Source organism: Candidatus Tisiphia endosymbiont of Piscicola geometra (assembly GCF_964026415.1).
In the GTDB taxonomy this organism is placed as follows: Bacteria; Pseudomonadota; Alphaproteobacteria; order Rickettsiales; family Rickettsiaceae; genus Tisiphia.
On the sequence record NZ_OZ032144.1, the window covers coordinates 186505 to 204418 of the forward strand.

The following is a 17914-nucleotide window of genomic DNA, read 5'->3' on the forward strand; positions in this document are numbered from 1 at the left end:
AACGTTAACGTTCTAGGCTTTGTTTATACAGTAACAATATTAATGATATTATGCAAACTCAAATTCAAAAATGGGGAAATAGTTTGGGGATCAGAATTCCTAAACATCTAGCTGATAAGTTACATTTTCAACAAGGTACATTTGTTAATTTAACAATAGCTGATAACTATTTGATTATCAGTACAGAAACACCAGAATTAGATATATTATTGGATAATATTACAGATTCTAACTGTCATCATGAAATGTTAAATATGTTCACAGAGCCTATAGTAAATAAAAAAATATAGGATGTTTATTTGACCCAGGATAGTATGCAAAGACTAGCAAAAGCGATTAGTACGGCAGGAATATGTTCAAGGCGTGATGCAGAACTGCTTATTAAAAATAATCAAGTAAAAGTAAATGGTGTTATTATTGATTCACCAGCAACCAATGTTGATGAAACTAGTATTATTGAGGTATCAGGAAAACTAATAAATCAACAACAGATCCCACGTTTATGGGCATATTACAAACCTGTTGGACTCATTACTTCGCATAAAGATACAAGTGGTCGAGAAACAGTATTTGCCAGTCTTGCAAAGTTGAACCTGCCTAGAGTAATCTCAATTGGGCGACTAGATATCAATAGTGAAGGATTGCTATTACTTACCAATAATGGTGACTTAGCAAGGAAGTTTGAGCTACCATCAAGTAAACTCGAACGTGTATATAAAGTCAGGGCACACGGTAATCCAAATCTTTTGCTAAAAAATTATAAAAATATAGAAATTGATCAAATACGTTATGATCCTAAATCAATTAAATTAATAAAATCAGGCAGAACTAATTGTTGGTTTGAAGTAGTTTTGACTGAAGGAAAAAATCGTGAAATTAGGAAGATATTTGAACATTTTGGCTTGACTGTTAACCGGTTAATTAGAATTAGCTATGGAGATTTTTTATTAGGTAATTTGCAACCAAATCAGTATAAAGAACAGCCACTTGAACAATTTAAGAAATTTTTATGATTAGAATTATAGCAGGCAAACATAAAAATCGGATCATACCTACCTTAAAAAACTCTAACTATCGTCCTTCCACAGGGAAAATCCGAGAGGCGATTTTTAGTATACTAACTTCAGGAGAATTCATTGATTGTAGGTTATTTACCCAGGAGTCTAAAGTCCTCGATTTATTTGCCGGTACTGGCAGCTTAGCTTTTGAAAGCTGTTCTAGAGGTGCTGGGGCAGTTACATTAGTTGATATAAATAGCGATTATTTGCGGGTAGCAAAGGAATTTGCTAGTAAAATAGGTGAAATGGATAACATGACTTTCCTAAATATCAATGCTACAGCTTTGCCAAAATGTAAAAACAGCTTTGATCTAATTTTTATTGATCCACCATACGGTCATAATCTTGTCCCAAAAACAGTAAATGCTTTGAAAAAAGGTCAATGGTTAAAAGAAGGAACTATTATTGTAGTTGAATCTGCCAAAAATGAAGATTTTACTGATAACTCTTTGGAAGTCATTAAAGAAAAAATATATGGTGATAGTAAATTGCTTATCTTAAAATACATAAATGTTCTATAATATATATTATGGAAAATAAAAAGCAAAGTAAAGATAATCAGCAATGCTTTCTATAAAGAAGCATCGCATCACCATAACTAAAAAACCGCATTCTCGTATCTATAGCATATTTGTAGATATTAGTTATTTCCTTATAACCAGCAAAGGCACAAACTAACATGAATAATGTTGATTTTGGTAAATGGAAATTGGTAACTAACATATCAACAATTTGAAATTTAAATCCCGGTCTAATAAAAATGTCTGTTTCAAATTCACCACTTGTTATTTGTCCATTAAGAGAATTGGCAATGGCGTTACCTTCTAATGCTCGTAAGCTGGTAGTTCCCACGGCTATTATCCGTCTATTTTCTTTTTTTGCCTTATTAATCATATTTGCGGTTTTTTTATCTATATGATAATATTCTGAATGCATTTGATGTTGATCAATATCTTCAGTTTTAACTGGTAGGAACGTACCTGCTCCAACATGCAAAGTAATAAAAGCAGTTTCAATATTTTTTGCTTTAATTAATGCAAGTAATTCATCAGAAAAATGTAGCCCTGCAGTTGGAGAGGCTACTGCTCCAGGTTTTTTACTATAGACTGTTTGATATCTATTATTATCCTCTAGTAAATTTTCGTGCCTCTTTATATAAGGAGGTAGCGGGATTTCACCATATTTCTCTAGAAATTCAAAAACTGAAATATTATCTAGAACAAACGTGACTTCAACCTGTCCCATCCCAAGTTTTCTACTTATAATAATCTTATTACCAGCAAAATCAAACTGATCTTCAATATCAAGTCTTTTGGACGGCTTGGCAAAGCCATGCCAATAATTATCACTTATTGGCTTATTTAGGTATAAATCGATCTTTTTTCCATCTTTATTCAATAGCAATTTGGCTTTAATAACTTTAGTATCATTAAATACCATTAAATCACCAGGGCATAGATAGTCAATTATATCATAAAACTTGGTCTGCACTAAGTCTTTGTTTGGTGCTACTGCCAACAAATTAGAGCCCTCTCGTTTTTTTTTTGGTTTCTGAGCGATTAACTCAGTCGGTAAGGTAAAATCAAAATCAGATAATTTCATTGTACCTCTTATATAAATTTGGGAGCGATTATGTTTTAATATAATCTGCTCGTCAATGATTATTTCACAAATCCCTTGTGTTACTGTAATATTAGATAGACAATTATAGGTTTCTTTTCTACTATTCTATACAAATTATTATATTTTAACCTATTAAAACAGGTTCTATGTGCTTATCTAAGGTTAAAATACTTATAGCAAAGGTGCTATTTGTAATATCTGCATTAGGGACTGTAATTATTATACCAGTTACGGTATATGGAACTGGTGATTCATCTCGGCATAAGGCTGTAGAACTTTTTAATACTCCATTGGTTATTAATGAAAAACGAGCATTGGAACAGTTTAAAAAACATTTGGGTGTTAACCGACCCAATTCTTACCTAACTAATGTGGCTAAATTTTTTCGTAAAAAAACACAAGGGCAAAATGAATTCGAACTAGAAGAGCTGAATGTTGAATTTACTTCCTCTGAATTTTATGATGATATAGCCCCTGATGAACCTTATGTGAATATAGAAAAAACAAAAAAAAAATCAAAAGAATACAACCGATGGACAACAACCAATAGTGCCAGTAACTAATGTACCACAACAAGCAGGATTAGAAGGAGTTGGAGTAGGACATAACCCTGCCCCACTTCTATTTCCTAATAATGGAGTACCGCTAGCAAGGGGAGATGGAGATGCTGGGGTAGCAGCACCAGCAAGGGGAGATGGAGCTGCTGTTGAAGTACTGCTAGCAAGGGGAGATGGAGATGCTGGAACAATACCAGCAGGAGAAGATGGAGCTGTTGGAGTGCTGTTAGCAAGGGAAGATGGAGCTGTTGGAGAGCTGCTAGCAATGGAAGATGGAGATGCTGAAGTACCGCCAGTAATGGAAGATGGAGATGCTGTTGAAGCACCTCCAGCAAGGGGGCATGCAGCTGTTGGAGTACCGCCAGCAAGGGGAGATGGAGATGCTGGAGCACCGCCAGTAAAGTCTATAGTACCACAAGAAAAAGTTGAACAGATAGCAAGGGAAACAGTGGCATTAGCGGTAGAATTATTACAAAAACAAAAAGAAACAGTAAGAAATATTGCCTTAGCACTGAATGAAATAATTCTCTTGTCTCATGAATTCGCAAACTCATCTATTGATTTAAGATTAAGCGATTTAAGACATCTAAACAATCTTTCTCCTCCCGCTGCTGATGATGAAGATGATATTGTTCCTAAAAATGTGTGGGTTAGTGGTACGATAGGTATAACCAAATATAATGGGAAATGCTTGTTAAGTAGCTATACTGGCAGAACTAGTGCTGCAACTATTGGAGGCGATTTAGAGTTACCTAATGGCAGCATTATTGGAGGAGCTTATAATTATGTTCTCTCTAATTTTGAATACAAGAATAGTACTGAGAAATTTACTGCCCACACCCACGTAATATTTATGTATGGTCAAACTAACTTGTCTAAGAAACTAATATTACAAGGATTCCTTTCCCTTGCTTCGGGTAATGTTTCTGCAAAATTACCAGTACAAAACCAGCTAGATAAAGCTAAATTTGCTAATAGCTCATATAGTAGCAAGCTAGTAGTTGCTTACAAATCAAAGGTTGGTAAAGCTTTAATTATCCCCCATATTGGACTCAAATATGGGGGGCAGGATATTGCTGGATATGGGGCAAGCTTTGAAAGACAAAGTCTATCGGTAGCTGCTACTAACAGCCGAAGATCTTCGGGGCTTATAGGATTTGAAGTAATTATGCCAATGAAGATTAGTGATACTACCCAAGTGATTCCTGGATTGCATATGGAAGTCGAAAAGTTTTTGCATAATAAGCAGCAAAAGCTTCATATGCAGGTCATGTCAGGTCCAAGCAGTAAAGAGGAAATATTGCTACTTGAAAAACCTGCTAAATACAACTACAAAATTGGCGGAACTATCACTATAAAACGTGGATTAACAGAAATCATGGCAGTATATAACTATTTAGCGTCTAATAATAAATATTCAAGCCATCAAGGTTCACTTAAATTAAAATTATCGTTTTAGGCTCAACTATTAAACCAAACTCAGATTATATATTATCATTCGAGTATATCCACATCCACCTCTTCCTCAGGGCTATCAGCAATCAATGCGGTAGAAACTACTTTTTCTCCTTGTTCGGTTTTGAATAATATTACACCACTAGTATTACGACCAGTTATACGTACAGATTCAAGTTTACACCTAATTAGTTTGCCATTATTAGTAATTAACATCAACTCATCAGACATATCAACCGGCATTACTCCAACAACTAATCCAGTTTTATCAGACACATCCATATTAACAATACCACTACCACCACGGTTAGTAATCCTATATTCGTATGCGGAACTTCTTTTTCCAAAACCATTTTCACTAACAGTAAGAATAAATTCTTCTGAAATAGCCATTTCTAAAATCTGTTCTTTATTTAACTGTACACCAAATTCTTCCGGAGTGAATTCCTTGCCATCAGCGATTAACAACCTATTTTCTATAGGAATTGATAAATAGGCTTCCCTTTCCTCCATTGTACATGCTATGCCTTTTAATATTGTCATAGAAATAACGTAGTCACTAGCAGCAATCCTCATACCTCTTACACCATCAGAAGTACGGCTTTTAAATACCCTAACTGAACTAGCTGGGAATCTTATAGCTTTACCAGCTTTGGTTGCCAGTAAAACATGGTCTTCATCCTTACAAACTTTAACATCTATTAAATGGTCATTATCATCAAGCCTAATAGCAATTTTACCATTTGATTGAATACGTTTAAAATCTGATAAATCATTCCTTCTAATGTTACCTTTGCTTGTAGCAAAAATAATATTCAAATTATCCCACTCATCCTGATTTTCAGGCAATGGCATAATATTATTTATACGTTCTCCTTCTTTTAAAGGTAAAATGTTGACTATTGGTCTTCCTTTACTCTGAGGATTACCAAGTGGCAGTTTATATAATTTTAAGCTGTATACCTGCCCGGTATTTGAGAAAAACAACATCGGTGTGTGAGTACTGCCAACAAATATTTGAGTGGTAATATCTTCGTCTCTCATTGACAGCCCTGCCCTTCCCTTTCCTCCTCGTTTCTGTGCTCTATAGGTAGCAAGAGGTACGCGTTTAATATAACCGCCCAATGTCACGGTCACAACCATTTCTTCTCTTTGGATAAGATCCTCAATATCTTGATCAAAGTCACCTAATTCAATGCTAGTAAGGCGGGGAGTAGCGAATTCATCTTTGATTCTAATTAACTCATTTTTTAGGATCTCTAGAAGTTTCTCACGTGATGCTAGAATGTTAGTATACCCCCTAATCTCCGTAGCTAGTTCTGCAAGATCATTTTCTAATTTATTTTTCTCCATAGCAGTTAAACGTTGCAATCGCATTTCAAGAATTGCTTTTGTTTGTGTTTCAGTAAAATAACATTTACCATCATCTGCTATCATTGCTCTATCATCAACAAGTTTTACTAGATCTATTATAGATGACGCATCCCAAGTTCTTTGCATTAGTTGCTCTTTAGCACTTGCCGGATCATTTGAAGATTTAATTATTCTAATAACCTCATCAATACTACTAACAGCAATCATTAGTCCCAATAAAATATGTGCCTTATCACGAGCCTTATTTAACAAATATATCGTCCTGCGAGTTATTACTATTTCTCTAAAATTGACAAAAGCAGCTATCACTTCTTTTAAGTTCATAACTTCTGGTAGCCCATCTCTTAGAGCTAACATAATCACACCAAAACTAGTTTGCAGCTGAGTATAGGAATATATTTGATTTAGCACCACTTCTGCTACAACATCTTTCTTTATTTCAATTACTACTCGAATACCATCTTTATTTGATTCATCTCTAAGATCACTGATACCTTCAATACGTTTTTCCTTGACCAGTTCGGCAATTTTCTCAACCAATTTAGCTTTATTAACCATATATGGTATTTCTGTAATAATAATAGCCTGTCTATTATTAGCAATTTCTTCAATTTCGCTACGTCCTCTAGTTAGAATACTACCCCTACCTGTTAAATAAGCTGACCTAATACCGCTTGTACCAAGTACGATACCAGCAGTAGGAAAGTCAGGTCCTTTAACTACTGACATAAGTTCTAATATTTCTACATCATTATTATCAACATATAGGCAACAAGCATCTATTATTTCTCCAAGATTATGAGGTGGAATATTGGTAGCCATGCCAACAGCAATACCATTAGTTCCGTTCACCAAGAGATTGGGAAACATTGATGGTAGTACCAATGGTTCTTTTTCAGAACCATCATAATTTGGCGTAAAATCAATGGTTTCTTTATCAATATCTTCAAGCAATGTATGAGCAACTTTAGCAAGTCTTGACTCTGTATACCTCATAGCAGCGGCAGCATCACCATCTCTTGAACCAAAATTACCCTGCCCATCAACGAGTAGTACTCTTAAAGAAAAGTCCTGTGCCAGCCTCACTAATGAGTCATAAATTGCAGCATCACTATGCGGATGGTATTTACCCATTACATCACCGACAGTTCTTGCTGACTTACGATAAGGTTTGTTAAAGTAATTAGATGCTTCATACATTGCATAAAGGATTCTGCGATGCACTGGCTTCAGACCATCACGTACATCTGGAATGGCTCTACTGACGATTACACTCATAGCATAATCTAAGTAAGAGCCTTTCATCTCATCTTCAATGCTAATAGATATTAAGTTTTGACGATCTAAATTAGTCACAGTTAGAACCTACATTTATTAAAGTAATATTAGAATAGTTTAAGTATATTACATATTCAGAAAAAAATCTATTGCTGAATGAGCGTAGACTAGCTGGAAAAGCTATTTTTTTCCAAGTGTAGCTATAACCCGAAGAACAGATTCCCCAGTTGAGGAAAAAAAAGGAATTAAATAGATAGGGACAAGTTTAAAAGCTCGAGACGTCATATATGGACGCCAATAAAAACACAAGTAAAAAAACAAAAAATAGTAGAAAAAATGAAGCAGTCATATATTCGGCATCAAAGTGCCATAATGGTTTCTGCATTCTGCTAAGATCCTGGAGAGATACACTCATCGCGGCGGTATCAAAGTACCATGACGTTACAACGGATTTTATCCAAAATGCTTATTTATTATCTCCTCAACTTATCGTTTTTATTTTTTACTTTGTTTTATTCATATTACTTATCAATTTTTATAGCACGCCACTAACCACCTAGCAACTTTATAACGTAAATTTGCACCAAATAACTATTATAGTACCTGATAGTTGCTATTACTTATCAAACAACCATAAGTTATTCTAGCTAATTTATTTGCTATGGCTACTGCCATTACATTAAACGATTTCCCTTTTTCTTTTAACCTTTCGATAAATTCTGATAACTTCCCTTGAGGCGGATTCTTTTTATAACTTCTCATTAATAAAGACCTTGCTCCTTGTATTAGCATTGTTCTTGCATATCTATCACCTTGTTTGGTTATTCTACCTAAAATAATCTTACCACCAGTGGTATTTTGTTTCGGTACAAGCCCCAAAGATGCGGCAAAATCCTTAGCAGAATCATATGCTTCAACCGGTTTAATGCTTAAAATACTTGCATTAATTGTGCCAATTCCTGGAATAGTTTCTAAAATTTTTGCTTTCTCAGAACACCTATTTCTTTCTGCTATTTCTTTATCTAACATTTGTTCCCGTACTATCAATTGGCTAATCTCCTTACAATCAAGCAACATTTGAACAGCAATAGTTTTGTTAATAAATCCCTCTTCTAGTGCAAGATTTACAAAATTTTGACAAGTTTTGGCAAATGTAGATTTTCCACATGTTACCAAATAGCCAAGCTCAAATAATGAGGTAATCAGAGCATTACTGCGCTGAATCCTTTGTTGTATTATATTCTGCCTTGCTTTATGCAGGTAAGATATTTCTTGCTCTACCACTGTTTTAGCTTTGACATGCATTAAATCCGGATCACAGGATGCTTTGCAAATTGCAATTGAATCATTAATATCATTCTTTTGACGAATTTTTGCATATGCCTTTACATCTTTAGGTTTAAGTAATATTGCTTTATGCCCCATTGATTCAAGCCTCTGAGCCATATAATGAGCTCCACCACAAGCTTCAAATACAAAAGTTTCTGACTTTGGAAACATTATTGATAAATTTTCAAAAAAGCTTTTTCTATCCATTGCTTTTTTTAATACAACTTTATTTTCTAAATTTATTGCAGCAAAATGTAATTTTCTTTTTGCCAAATCAATTCCTATTACTTTATAATCATTCATGGTATGGACCTCATAAAATTATTAAAAAAATACAAACCTATTTTAGGTTTTGGTTCTTTGATATTTTAATATCATTTGAAACCGTTGATAAGTTTTTTTTCTTTCTTATCATTGGCGTCCATACCATCATTGCGAAGAGCTACCTTAGTAGCGACGAAGCAATTGTAAGTTAAAAGTATGATATAATAGATGTTGAAGTCAATATAAATAATGATTTATACTGACTTATAAGGGGGTATTACAGCGATAGTCATTAATAATACTAAATGACTATCGCTGTGCAGGCGTGAGCGACCGTGAAGCAATTGGTCTTAAGATCGTATGGATCTTGGTACTCTAGCCCAAATCCCCGAGACGTTTGAATAGTTGATTGGGATGCCTTTGCACTCCCGCTTACAATCGTAAACATTAAAAGTCTTCGAGGTATTATGCCATTATATAATAATTTTATTGGTCTTGATATAGGAAAATTCAATTTTGTTGTTGCTATTCATGGAAAAAAAGAAACTAAAGAATATAATAACAACTCTAATGGAATAGCTGATTTTATCAAGGATTACAAAAAAGAGGTTAGTTCTGCATTGTGTGTTTTAGAAACCACAGGTGGATATGAAATGGAACTATTACTAACGCTTTGCAATCAGGGTTTTGCTGTACATAGAGCCAATACTCGCAAAGTTAAAAACTTTATTAGGTCTTTTGGGAATGCAGCTAAAACTGATAGTCTTGATGCTAAAGCTCTAGCACTTTATGGTTTTGAACGGTCAGAAAGATTAGAACTATTTAAAGTACAATCTAAGCAAGCTTTAAACTTGTATGAATTAGTCGGACGTAGGAACGACCTCAAACAAATGTTGATTGCAGAAAAAAATAGGTTTCAGTCCCCGAGAGCTGATTTAATCAAGTCTAGTTGTGTTAAAATAATCGAAGTACTAGAAGAACAAATTGCATCTATTACTAAAAAAATAGATGACTTAATAGCAAAAGATAAACTCTTGCAGGCTAAGAAAGAGACACTGCAAACTATTAGTGGTATAGGCACAGTAGTATCTAATGAGCTTATAGCTTTGTTACCTGAACTTGGTACATTGAACCGCAAACAAATAGCATCATTAGTAGGTGTTGCACCAATATCTAATGATAGCGGTAGATATAGCGGATATAGACATACAGGTCATGGTAGAAGTTTTGTTAGACCTATGTTGTTTGTAGCTGCTATGGCTGCTAGAAATTCTAACTCTGAACTGAAGGTATTTTATGAAAAATTGATCAATAGAGGAAAAAAGAAAATGGTGGCGATGGTAGCATTAATGCGGAAAATCATTGTGATTGCAAACGCTAAGTTACGTGATTTAACTAGCTCTGCAGAAGCAATAAAAATTTAAACCAAATTTATTTAAATTTTTATTGCGAACATAGTTGATCCATTTTTAATCACTTTTATGGATTGCTTCGTCGGCTCATGCCTCCTCGCAATGACGCCATTTTACTATGGTTAGCTATACATAACATCTTTTTTTAGATTGCCTGAATTTCAAATAAATCGGCAGGCTAAATAATGTTAAAATTCTTATAACATAATAATAACGGTAATCACATGCCATGGTAGCAAAAAATAGTATTATTGAAAAAACAATAGATATTGCTACGATATATGCCAAAATAACTTTCTCGGGACTATTAGATTGTTTATTTGTTAGAATAGATATTAAATACACAAATGTTAGTATAAGGCTAACAATATTCTTTGTTAAAATCTTTGGCCATAATCCTATATACTTTACCATCCAGTCTTTTAAATGATTTTTTTTAAAATGAATTCCATGTTTTTGAGCTTCGTTATGATCAATAAATAATTCTTCCCGAGAATACCCTACACCTTTCATTAAAATAGTAAAAGCATTTGCCCGATGTTGTAAAAAAGCTAGTGGATGAGTAAACACAGCCTTTATATAAGAAGCCTCCATTTCTCGCAACTTTATAGGGTCTACTGTAGAGTTATAAATCCTAGTATCACCAAAAACTAATAGATTAACCATGTAAGGAGTATAGCTTTTTTTAAGCTTCTCAAAACTATATAAATCTTGATCTTCTTTAACATATTTTGGCACTAAATCATCATTATTGATAGCAACACTTACTCCAGCAATATCAAATAATTGACGTAATTGCTCTGCATGACTTTCAGTGGAAAAATGCTTAGTAAGTTTAGCATTACCATATATTATTAATAGCGAAATTATGCAGGTTAGTATTATTCTTATTAACAAGCTAGTTTTAAGATAAATTGACAATACAAACAAAATCAAAATTGGAGCTATAAATTGTGCTTGAAATTTAACACCAACAACATAAAAAACAATTAATAGTAATCCTGTAATCACCCAAAGAGGGGCAGGGTTTTGACGGTAAGTATGAAAAATACAAGTAGCTACTACAAAGAAACTACCAAAGGTAAAAGCTACATCTTTCCAAATTGTTCCAGATTGGGATAATATATTAGGTAGAAATGGTATTAATAAGTAAAGCCATCTGTATTTATTCTGTGAATCAGCATAGAAAAGCAGCAATACTCCACCCCACAACAGTCCTAAATTAAGCAAGAGCATCGTCTGCGGACCTTGGTAAATATAATGAAACAAGGACCATACCATTGACATTAACGGTGGGTGATGTGAAAAATAGTTTTTATTGATACTCTGCCCATATTGATCAAAACTATCAAACGACATACCCCCAGGATAGGCAGAGGCAAAATGTAAAGACATTAAGAATAAACACAAAATGACAGGGTAATATTTACGCAAAAACTCTGTACAGCAATTCATGTTCACAATTTATTCTGATATTCCAGCCAGTTTTGGATTAAAATTAAAAATTTTAATCCAAAACTGAGGTTTCAAATATGATGGTCTATAAGCCGGATTTTGTATAAATAATATTTCTATTATCTACTGCAGTTATTTATCTAGGATAAATATTACCATTTATCTCAAGCGATCCACCCACATTACTTCTAGTCAGAGATGCCTAGGAACAGGTAAGTTCTGTAATGCCTATTTGATCTTGCTCTTGGTGGGGTTTACCATGCGTAGCTTGTTACCAACCTACCGGTGCGCTCTTACCACACCATTTCACCCTTACCAAAATTTGATAACAAACCTTGATAACAAATTTTGGCGGTATATTTTCTGCGGCACTTTCCCTAAAAGATTACTCTTCCGCTGGACGTTAACCAGCACCATATCTCTGTAGAGTCCGGACTTTCCTCATAAATTCTAGTATAGATTTTTACGCAACTGCACGACCATCGAGATGATTATGTTTTAATATAATTGTCTCGTCAATGATTTTTTTTACTAGAACACTTAGTGCTAGCTAAAAACATGTTATTAATAATCTTTTCAAGATAATAATAGTTAAATTTATGGTAGTGAGTATAAAATTTGCCGCTGAATTACGGGATAAATTATATGGATTAAATCTTTCTGACCCAAAACATCTACAATTTTACCAAGAAATGGTATTTATTTTTATTAAAGGTAATGAAAATGAAATATTACAAGTATATAAAGACATTAAGGGATACAACACTATAGGGATAGGCTTTAACATGGATAATCCAAGAGCAAAAATTGTGTGGCAGACAATATTCCAAGGTTCTTTATCATTTGACAAAGTTTATAATGGCGATAAAGCTATTACAATACAACAATCTCGAATGATATATAATCGTAAGAGTGCTGTTAATCGCCTAGAGCTAAAAAATATTTATGGCAAGTCTTGGGATAAGTTAAAACCTAACGAGATGTCGATGATTGAGGATATGTATTGGAATGGTGGTAATAAGCTAGTAGGTAAATATACCAAGTTTTTTAAACATATGATCCTTTATACTGAAAGTTCTAGATTAAAATATCTTATACAAGGATTAATCGAGGTAAGAGAAAATTCTAATAAAGAGAGAATTAGGGGTATTCAAAATCGTAGAAATGTACAAAGTGAAATAGGTGACTCGTCCAAATGTTCTGTTCCGGCGATAAGGACATGATATAACTTTTTTTTCACAGCGACCTCTTGTAAAATTGACGAGAAGACACTATATCAAAACTTATCAAGTTGATTTATTAAATTGGGATTAGGAGTGTATATGGCAAAGATCATAGGTATAGATTTAGGAACAACAAATTCTTGCGTCGCGGTAATGGAAGGAAAAGAACCAAGAGTTATAGCAAATGCTGAAGGAGTTAGGACTACTCCTTCAATGGTAGGATTTGGTAATGACGGTGAAAAATTAATTGGCGATCCAGCAAAACGTCAGGCTGTAACCAACCCAAAAAATACTTTATATGGTATTAAAAGATTGATAGGTAGAAATTTCTCTGATCCTATGGTCAGGAGAGATCAAGACCTTGTCCCATACCAAATAGTAAAAGCTGCTAATGGTGATGCTTGGGTTGAAGTTAAAGGAGAAAAATATTCTCCTAGTCAGATTAGTGCTTATATTCTACAAAAAATGAAAGAAACAGCCGAGAATTATCTTGGTGAGAAGGTAACACAAGCAGTCATTACTGTACCGGCATATTTTAATGATGCACAACGTCAAGCAACCAAAGATGCTGGTAAAATTGCTGGTTTGGAAGTATTAAGGATAATCAATGAACCAACAGCAGCAGCTTTAGCATATGGTTTTGATAAAGCTGAGAGCAAAATAATTGCAGTTTATGATCTTGGTGGTGGTACGTTCGATGTATCAATTTTAGAGATAGGTAACGGTGTATTTGAAGTTAAATCTACCAACGGCAATACTTTCCTTGGCGGAGAAGATTTTGATTCGAGAATTCTAGATTATTTAATTGATGAGTTTAAGAAAGAAAGTGGTATGGATTTACGCAAAGATCCTTTAGCTTTACAACGTCTGAAGGAAGCTGCGGAAAAAGCTAAAAAAGAATTATCCTCTGTAGCTCAAACTGATGTTAATTTGCCATATATTACGGCTGATAGCTCGGGTCCTAAGCATTTAAATATAAAATTTACTAGGGCGAAATTAGAATCCTTAGTGGCAACGTTAATTGATGATACAATAGAACCATGTAAGAAAGCTTTAAAAGATGCTGGGCTAAAAGCTTCGGATATTCAAGAAGTAGTACTTGTTGGTGGTATGACTAGAATGCCAAAAGTTATTGAGAAAGTAAAGGAATTCTTTGGTCGTGAACCACATAGAGGAGTTAACCCTGATGAAGTCGTGGCTCTAGGTGCTGCTATTCAGGGAGGAGTGTTAAATAAAGAAGTTACTGATATATTATTGCTAGATGTTACCCCTTTATCTTTAGGTATTGAAACTCTTGGTGGGGTATTTACTAGGCTGATTGATCGTAATACTACTATACCGACTAAAAAGAGTCAGGTATTCTCTACTGCTGATGATAACCAGCATGCTGTAACGATTAGGGTATTCCAAGGTGAACGGGAAATGGCATCTGATAATAAGATACTTGGTCAATTTAATCTTGATGGCATTCCGCCTGCACCACGAGGATTACCGCAAATTGAAGTAACTTTTGATATAGACGTTAATGGTATAGTTCATGTTTCTGCCAAGGATAAAGCTAGTGGTAAGGAACAAAAAGTAACTATTCAAGCTTCTGGAGGTCTTAGTGATACAGAAATTGAACAAATGGTAAAAGATGCTGAGAAAAACGCTGAGGATGATAAAAAGCGTCGTGAATTAATTGAGTCTAGAAATAGTGCTGATAGCTTAATTTATTCAACTGAAAAAACTATAAAAGAACACGATAGTAAAATATCAGCTAGTGATAAACAAGAAGTAGAAAATAGCATAACAGAGTTAAAAGCAGCTTTAGAGTCAGATAATCTTGAAGAAATTAAAGCAAAAACTGATGCTCTTATGGCTAGTAGTATGAAAATAGGAGAAGCTATGTATAAATCTCCGTCAGGCGACGATAATAATGCGGAATCTGAAGCAAGTAATGACGATAAAGTAGTTGATGCTAATTACGAGGATGTAAGCAATAAGTAATTACTAGACTTGCTGCATAAATCAAAGATAGTTGAGGGATTTTTAGGAGAAACGAAGCCGGCTACCTTCGCGTACACAGACGTACGTGAGGAGCGGAGGCGAGTTTCGACGACAAAATCACCAACTAGATTGACTTATGCAGTAAGTCTACTAATGAATGTAGATTGCTTCGTTGCCGCTTTGCGGCTCTTCGCAATGATGGTATGGACGCCAATGATAAGAAAGAAAAAAAACTTATCAACGGTTTCAAATGATATTAAAATATCAAAGAACCAAAACCTAAAATAGGTTTGTATTTTTTTAATAATTTTATGAGGTCCATACCATGAATGATTATAAGGTAATAGGAATTGATTTGGCAAAAAGAAAATTACATTTTGCTGCAATAAATTTAGAAAATAAAGTTGTATTAAAAAAAGCAATGGATAGAAAAAGCTTTTTTGAAAATTTATCAATAATGTTTCCAAAGTCAGAAACTTTTGTATTTGAAGCTTGTGGTGGAGCTCATTATATGGCTCAGAGGCTTGAATCAATGGGGCATAAAGCAATATTACTTAAACCTAAAGATGTAAAGGCATATGCAAAAATTCGTCAAAAGAATGATATTAATGATTCAATTGCAATTTGCAAAGCATCCTGTGATCCGGATTTAATGCATGTCAAAGCTAAAACAGTGGTAGAGCAAGAAATATCTTACCTGCATAAAGCAAGGCAGAATATAATACAACAAAGGATTCAGCGCAGTAATGCTCTGATTACCTCATTATTTGAGCTTGGCTATTTGGTAACATGTGGAAAATCTACATTTGCCAAAACTTGTCAAAATTTTGTAAATCTTGCACTAGAAGAGGGATTTATTAACAAAACTATTGCTGTTCAAATGTTGCTTGATTGTAAGGAGATTAGCCAATTGATAGTACGGGAACAAATGTTAGATAAAGAAATAGCAGAAAGAAATAGGTGTTCTGAGAAAGCAAAAATTTTAGAAACTATTCCAGGAATTGGCACAATTAATGCAAGTATTTTAAGCATTAAACCGGTTGAAGCATATGATTCTGCTAAGGATTTTGCCGCATCTTTGGGGCTTGTACCGAAACAAAATACCACTGGTGGTAAGATTATTTTAGGTAGAATAACCAAACAAGGTGATAGATATGCAAGAACAATGCTAATACAAGGAGCAAGGTCTTTATTAATGAGAAGTTATAAAAAGAATCCGCCTCAAGGGAAGTTATCAGAATTTATCGAAAGGTTAAAAGAAAAAGGGAAATCGTTTAATGTAATGGCAGTAGCCATAGCAAATAAATTAGCTAGAATAACTTATGGTTGTTTGATAAGTAATAGCAACTATCAGGTACTATAATAGTTATTTGGTGCAAATTTACGTTATAAAGTTGCTAGGTGGTTAGTGGCGTGCTATAAAAATTGATAAGTAATATGAATAAAACAAAGTAAAAAATAAAAACGATAAGTTGAGGAGATAATAAATAAGCATTTTGGATAAAATCCGTTGTAACGTCATGGTACTTTGATACCGCCGCGATGAGTGTATCTCTCCAGGATCTTAGCAGAATGCAGAAACCATTATGGCACTTTGATGCCGAATATATGACTGCTTCATTTTTTCTACTATTTTTTGTTTTTTTACTTGTGTTTTTATTGGCGTCCATATATGACGAGTAACGCTATTCGAGTTAGCTAAAAGTAAAATTTAAAATAAGATATACTTAATTATGTCGACAAAAGATTATTACCAAATACTTGGGGTTAGTAAAACTGCTACCCAGGAAGAGCTAAAAAAAGCTTATCATAAATTGGCGATGCAATATCATCCTGACCGTAATACACAGGATAAACAAGCAGAAAAAAAGTTCAAGGAAATAAGCAGTGCTTATGATATCCTAAAAGATGAACAAAAAAGAGCTGCCTATGATCGTTTTGGACATGACGCCTTTCAGAATTCAGGTGGAGCATCGTCAGCTGGAAGACATAACAATAGTGGACCTGATATAAATGATATATTTGGTGAGTTTTTTAATGATTTTATGGGCAGCGGGACAAGAAGACAACGACCATCAACTAATATTAGAGGTTCAGATCTAAAATATGATATCACAGTTACTTTGCAAGAAGCATTTCGTGGTATCGACAAAAATATTAGTTTTACCAGTGAAGTAAAATGCCAAACATGTAACGGCAACGGGTCAGAAAGTAATGCCGGAATGACCAAATGTGACGCTTGTGCAGGACAAGGGGTTACTAGAAGACAACAAGGCTTCTTTACATTAGAACAAACTTGTGCAAAATGCCAAGGTGCAGGACAAATAATTAAAAATCCATGCAAAAAATGTCATGGTCAGGGGCGTTACTCACAACATAGAAATTTATTAGTAAATATTCCAGCTGGTATTGAAGAAGGTACTAGAATAAGGCTTACTGGTGAAGGAGATGCCGGAGTGCGAGGAGGAAATAACGGGGATTTGTATATTTTTGTTACTATTAAACCGCATGACCTCTATAAAGTTGATGGAATTAATTTGCATTGTAGACTACCAATTAGCTTTATTAAAGCTGTTTTAGGTGGAGAAGTAGAAGTTCCCGATATAGAAGGCGGTAAGGTAAAATTACAAATACCCGCTGGCACACAAAATGGCGAACAACTTAGGTTAAAAGGCAAAGGTATGTCTAAGGTTAGATCAAGCATTAGAGGTGATATGTTTGCTCACATACATATTGAGATACCAAAGAATCTTAATAAAAAACAAAAAGAATTACTAGAATTGCTGGATAAAGAATTTACAAGCGACAAAGATGAGGATGATGCTAGTTTTTTTAATAAAATGAAAAACTTATGGTCATGAAATTTTATCCATTTTACTCGATAATCAAGTTTTTCC

14 protein-coding genes and 1 other RNA gene are annotated in these 17914 nt (G+C 34.1%); 10 read left to right on the forward strand and 5 right to left on the reverse strand.

The genetic code is table 11. From position 1 onward, the window contains the following. Window positions 1–50 precede the first annotated feature (50 nt). Genes AAGD26_RS00870 through rsmD form a run of 3 tightly spaced genes read left to right on the forward strand, consistent with a single transcriptional unit; the run spans window position 51 to window position 1579 of the window. The gene (locus tag AAGD26_RS00870) at window positions 51–290 is read left to right on the forward strand and encodes an AbrB/MazE/SpoVT family DNA-binding domain-containing protein (protein WP_341751839.1); all 240 of its coding nucleotides are present in this window, start codon (window positions 51–53) and stop codon (window positions 288–290) included. Window positions 291–314: 24 nt separating this feature from the next. Next, window positions 315–1013, forward strand: coding sequence for a pseudouridine synthase (locus tag AAGD26_RS00875; RefSeq protein ID WP_341751840.1), 699 nt, complete (start codon window positions 315–317; stop codon window positions 1011–1013). Beyond that, the gene (gene rsmD, locus AAGD26_RS00880; RefSeq protein WP_341751841.1) at window positions 1010–1579 is read left to right on the forward strand and encodes a 16S rRNA (guanine(966)-N(2))-methyltransferase RsmD; all 570 of its coding nucleotides are present in this window, start codon (window positions 1010–1012) and stop codon (window positions 1577–1579) included. The genes AAGD26_RS00875 and rsmD overlap by 4 nt, the downstream gene beginning before the upstream one ends. Window positions 1580–1616: 37 nt before the next feature. On the opposite strand, the gene queA is transcribed toward rsmD, so the two are convergent. Then, a complete protein-coding gene (gene queA, locus AAGD26_RS00885) occupies window positions 1617–2660 on the reverse strand; it encodes a tRNA preQ1(34) S-adenosylmethionine ribosyltransferase-isomerase QueA (protein ID WP_341751842.1) in 1044 nt (347 codons plus the stop codon). A gap of 167 nt (window positions 2661–2827) precedes the next feature. On the opposite strand from queA, the gene AAGD26_RS00890 reads away from it, so the two are divergent. Together AAGD26_RS00890 and AAGD26_RS00895 are read left to right on the forward strand one after the other, a co-directional pair. Next, window positions 2828–3244 carry a hypothetical protein gene (locus AAGD26_RS00890; protein WP_341751843.1) on the forward strand — a complete coding sequence of 139 codons (417 nt, stop codon included), beginning with the start codon at window positions 2828–2830 and terminating at the stop codon, window positions 3242–3244. Continuing rightward, the gene (locus AAGD26_RS00895; RefSeq protein ID WP_341751844.1) at window positions 3231–4697 is read left to right on the forward strand and encodes an autotransporter outer membrane beta-barrel domain-containing protein; all 1467 of its coding nucleotides are present in this window, start codon (window positions 3231–3233) and stop codon (window positions 4695–4697) included. The genes AAGD26_RS00890 and AAGD26_RS00895 overlap by 14 nt, the downstream gene beginning before the upstream one ends. Window positions 4698–4732: 35 nt before the next feature. Here the strand turns inward: AAGD26_RS00895 and gyrA are convergent, their stop codons facing one another. Together gyrA and AAGD26_RS00905 are read right to left on the reverse strand one after the other, a co-directional pair. Beyond that, window positions 4733–7372, reverse strand: coding sequence for a DNA topoisomerase (ATP-hydrolyzing) subunit A (gene gyrA, locus AAGD26_RS00900; RefSeq protein ID WP_410520644.1), 2640 nt, complete (start codon window positions 7370–7372; stop codon window positions 4733–4735). A gap of 567 nt (window positions 7373–7939) precedes the next feature. Beyond that, window positions 7940–8977: an IS110 family transposase gene (locus tag AAGD26_RS00905; protein ID WP_341751256.1), complete on the reverse strand. Its 1038-nt coding sequence runs from the start codon at window positions 8975–8977 to the stop codon at window positions 7940–7942. 428 nt (window positions 8978–9405) lie between these two features. Between AAGD26_RS00905 and AAGD26_RS00910 the strand changes: the two genes are divergently transcribed. Next, complete coding sequence (locus tag AAGD26_RS00910; protein WP_341751380.1) at window positions 9406–10362, forward strand: IS110 family transposase; 957 nt, start codon at window positions 9406–9408, stop codon at window positions 10360–10362. Between the two features lie 114 nt (window positions 10363–10476). Here the strand turns inward: AAGD26_RS00910 and AAGD26_RS00915 are convergent, their stop codons facing one another. Both AAGD26_RS00915 and rnpB read right to left on the reverse strand, forming a co-directional pair. Then, window positions 10477–11811, reverse strand: a complete 1335-nt coding sequence (locus AAGD26_RS00915) for a hypothetical protein (protein WP_341751846.1) — start codon at window positions 11809–11811, stop codon at window positions 10477–10479. Window positions 11812–11877: 66 nt separating this feature from the next. Then, window positions 11878–12292: RNase P RNA component class A (gene rnpB / locus AAGD26_RS00920), an RNA gene on the reverse strand. A 112-nt stretch (window positions 12293–12404) separates the two neighbouring features. Here rnpB and AAGD26_RS00925 point away from each other — a divergent pair. From AAGD26_RS00925 to dnaJ, 4 genes are all read left to right on the forward strand, one after another. Continuing rightward, window positions 12405–13028, forward strand: coding sequence for a hypothetical protein (locus AAGD26_RS00925; RefSeq protein WP_341751847.1), 624 nt, complete (start codon window positions 12405–12407; stop codon window positions 13026–13028). Between the two features lie 99 nt (window positions 13029–13127). Then, window positions 13128–15017, forward strand: a complete 1890-nt coding sequence (gene dnaK, locus AAGD26_RS00930) for a molecular chaperone DnaK (RefSeq protein ID WP_341751848.1) — start codon at window positions 13128–13130, stop codon at window positions 15015–15017. 325 nt (window positions 15018–15342) lie between these two features. Beyond that, window positions 15343–16380, forward strand: a complete 1038-nt coding sequence (locus AAGD26_RS00935; protein WP_341751256.1) for an IS110 family transposase — start codon at window positions 15343–15345, stop codon at window positions 16378–16380. Between the two features lie 370 nt (window positions 16381–16750). Further along, entirely contained in the window at window positions 16751–17878 is a 1128-nt protein-coding gene (gene dnaJ / locus AAGD26_RS00940; protein ID WP_341751849.1) for a molecular chaperone DnaJ, read from the forward strand. Window positions 17879–17914: the final 36 nt, after the last annotated feature.

What these genes read in the sequence shown, in the direction of transcription:
- AAGD26_RS00870 (WP_341751839.1), top strand. Translation starts at nt 51, where the DNA reads ATGCAAACTCAAATTCAAAAATGGGGAAATAGTTTGGGGATCAGAATT.
- AAGD26_RS00875 (WP_341751840.1), top strand. Translation starts at nt 315, where the DNA reads ATGCAAAGACTAGCAAAAGCGATTAGTACGGCAGGAATATGTTCAAGG.
- rsmD (WP_341751841.1), top strand. Translation starts at nt 1,010, where the DNA reads ATGATTAGAATTATAGCAGGCAAACATAAAAATCGGATCATACCTACC.
- queA (WP_341751842.1), bottom strand. Translation starts at nt 2,660, where the DNA reads ATGAAATTATCTGATTTTGATTTTACCTTACCGACTGAGTTAATCGCT.
- AAGD26_RS00890 (WP_341751843.1), top strand. Translation starts at nt 2,828, where the DNA reads ATGTGCTTATCTAAGGTTAAAATACTTATAGCAAAGGTGCTATTTGTA.
- gyrA (WP_410520644.1), bottom strand. Translation starts at nt 7,372, where the DNA reads ATGAAAGGCTCTTACTTAGATTATGCTATGAGTGTAATCGTCAGTAGA.
- AAGD26_RS00905 (WP_341751256.1), bottom strand. Translation starts at nt 8,977, where the DNA reads ATGAATGATTATAAAGTAATAGGAATTGATTTGGCAAAAAGAAAATTA.
- AAGD26_RS00910 (WP_341751380.1), top strand. Translation starts at nt 9,406, where the DNA reads ATGCCATTATATAATAATTTTATTGGTCTTGATATAGGAAAATTCAAT.
- AAGD26_RS00925 (WP_341751847.1), top strand. Translation starts at nt 12,405, where the DNA reads ATGGTAGTGAGTATAAAATTTGCCGCTGAATTACGGGATAAATTATAT.
- dnaK (WP_341751848.1), top strand. Translation starts at nt 13,128, where the DNA reads ATGGCAAAGATCATAGGTATAGATTTAGGAACAACAAATTCTTGCGTC.
- AAGD26_RS00935 (WP_341751256.1), top strand. Translation starts at nt 15,343, where the DNA reads ATGAATGATTATAAGGTAATAGGAATTGATTTGGCAAAAAGAAAATTA.
- dnaJ (WP_341751849.1), top strand. Translation starts at nt 16,751, where the DNA reads ATGTCGACAAAAGATTATTACCAAATACTTGGGGTTAGTAAAACTGCT.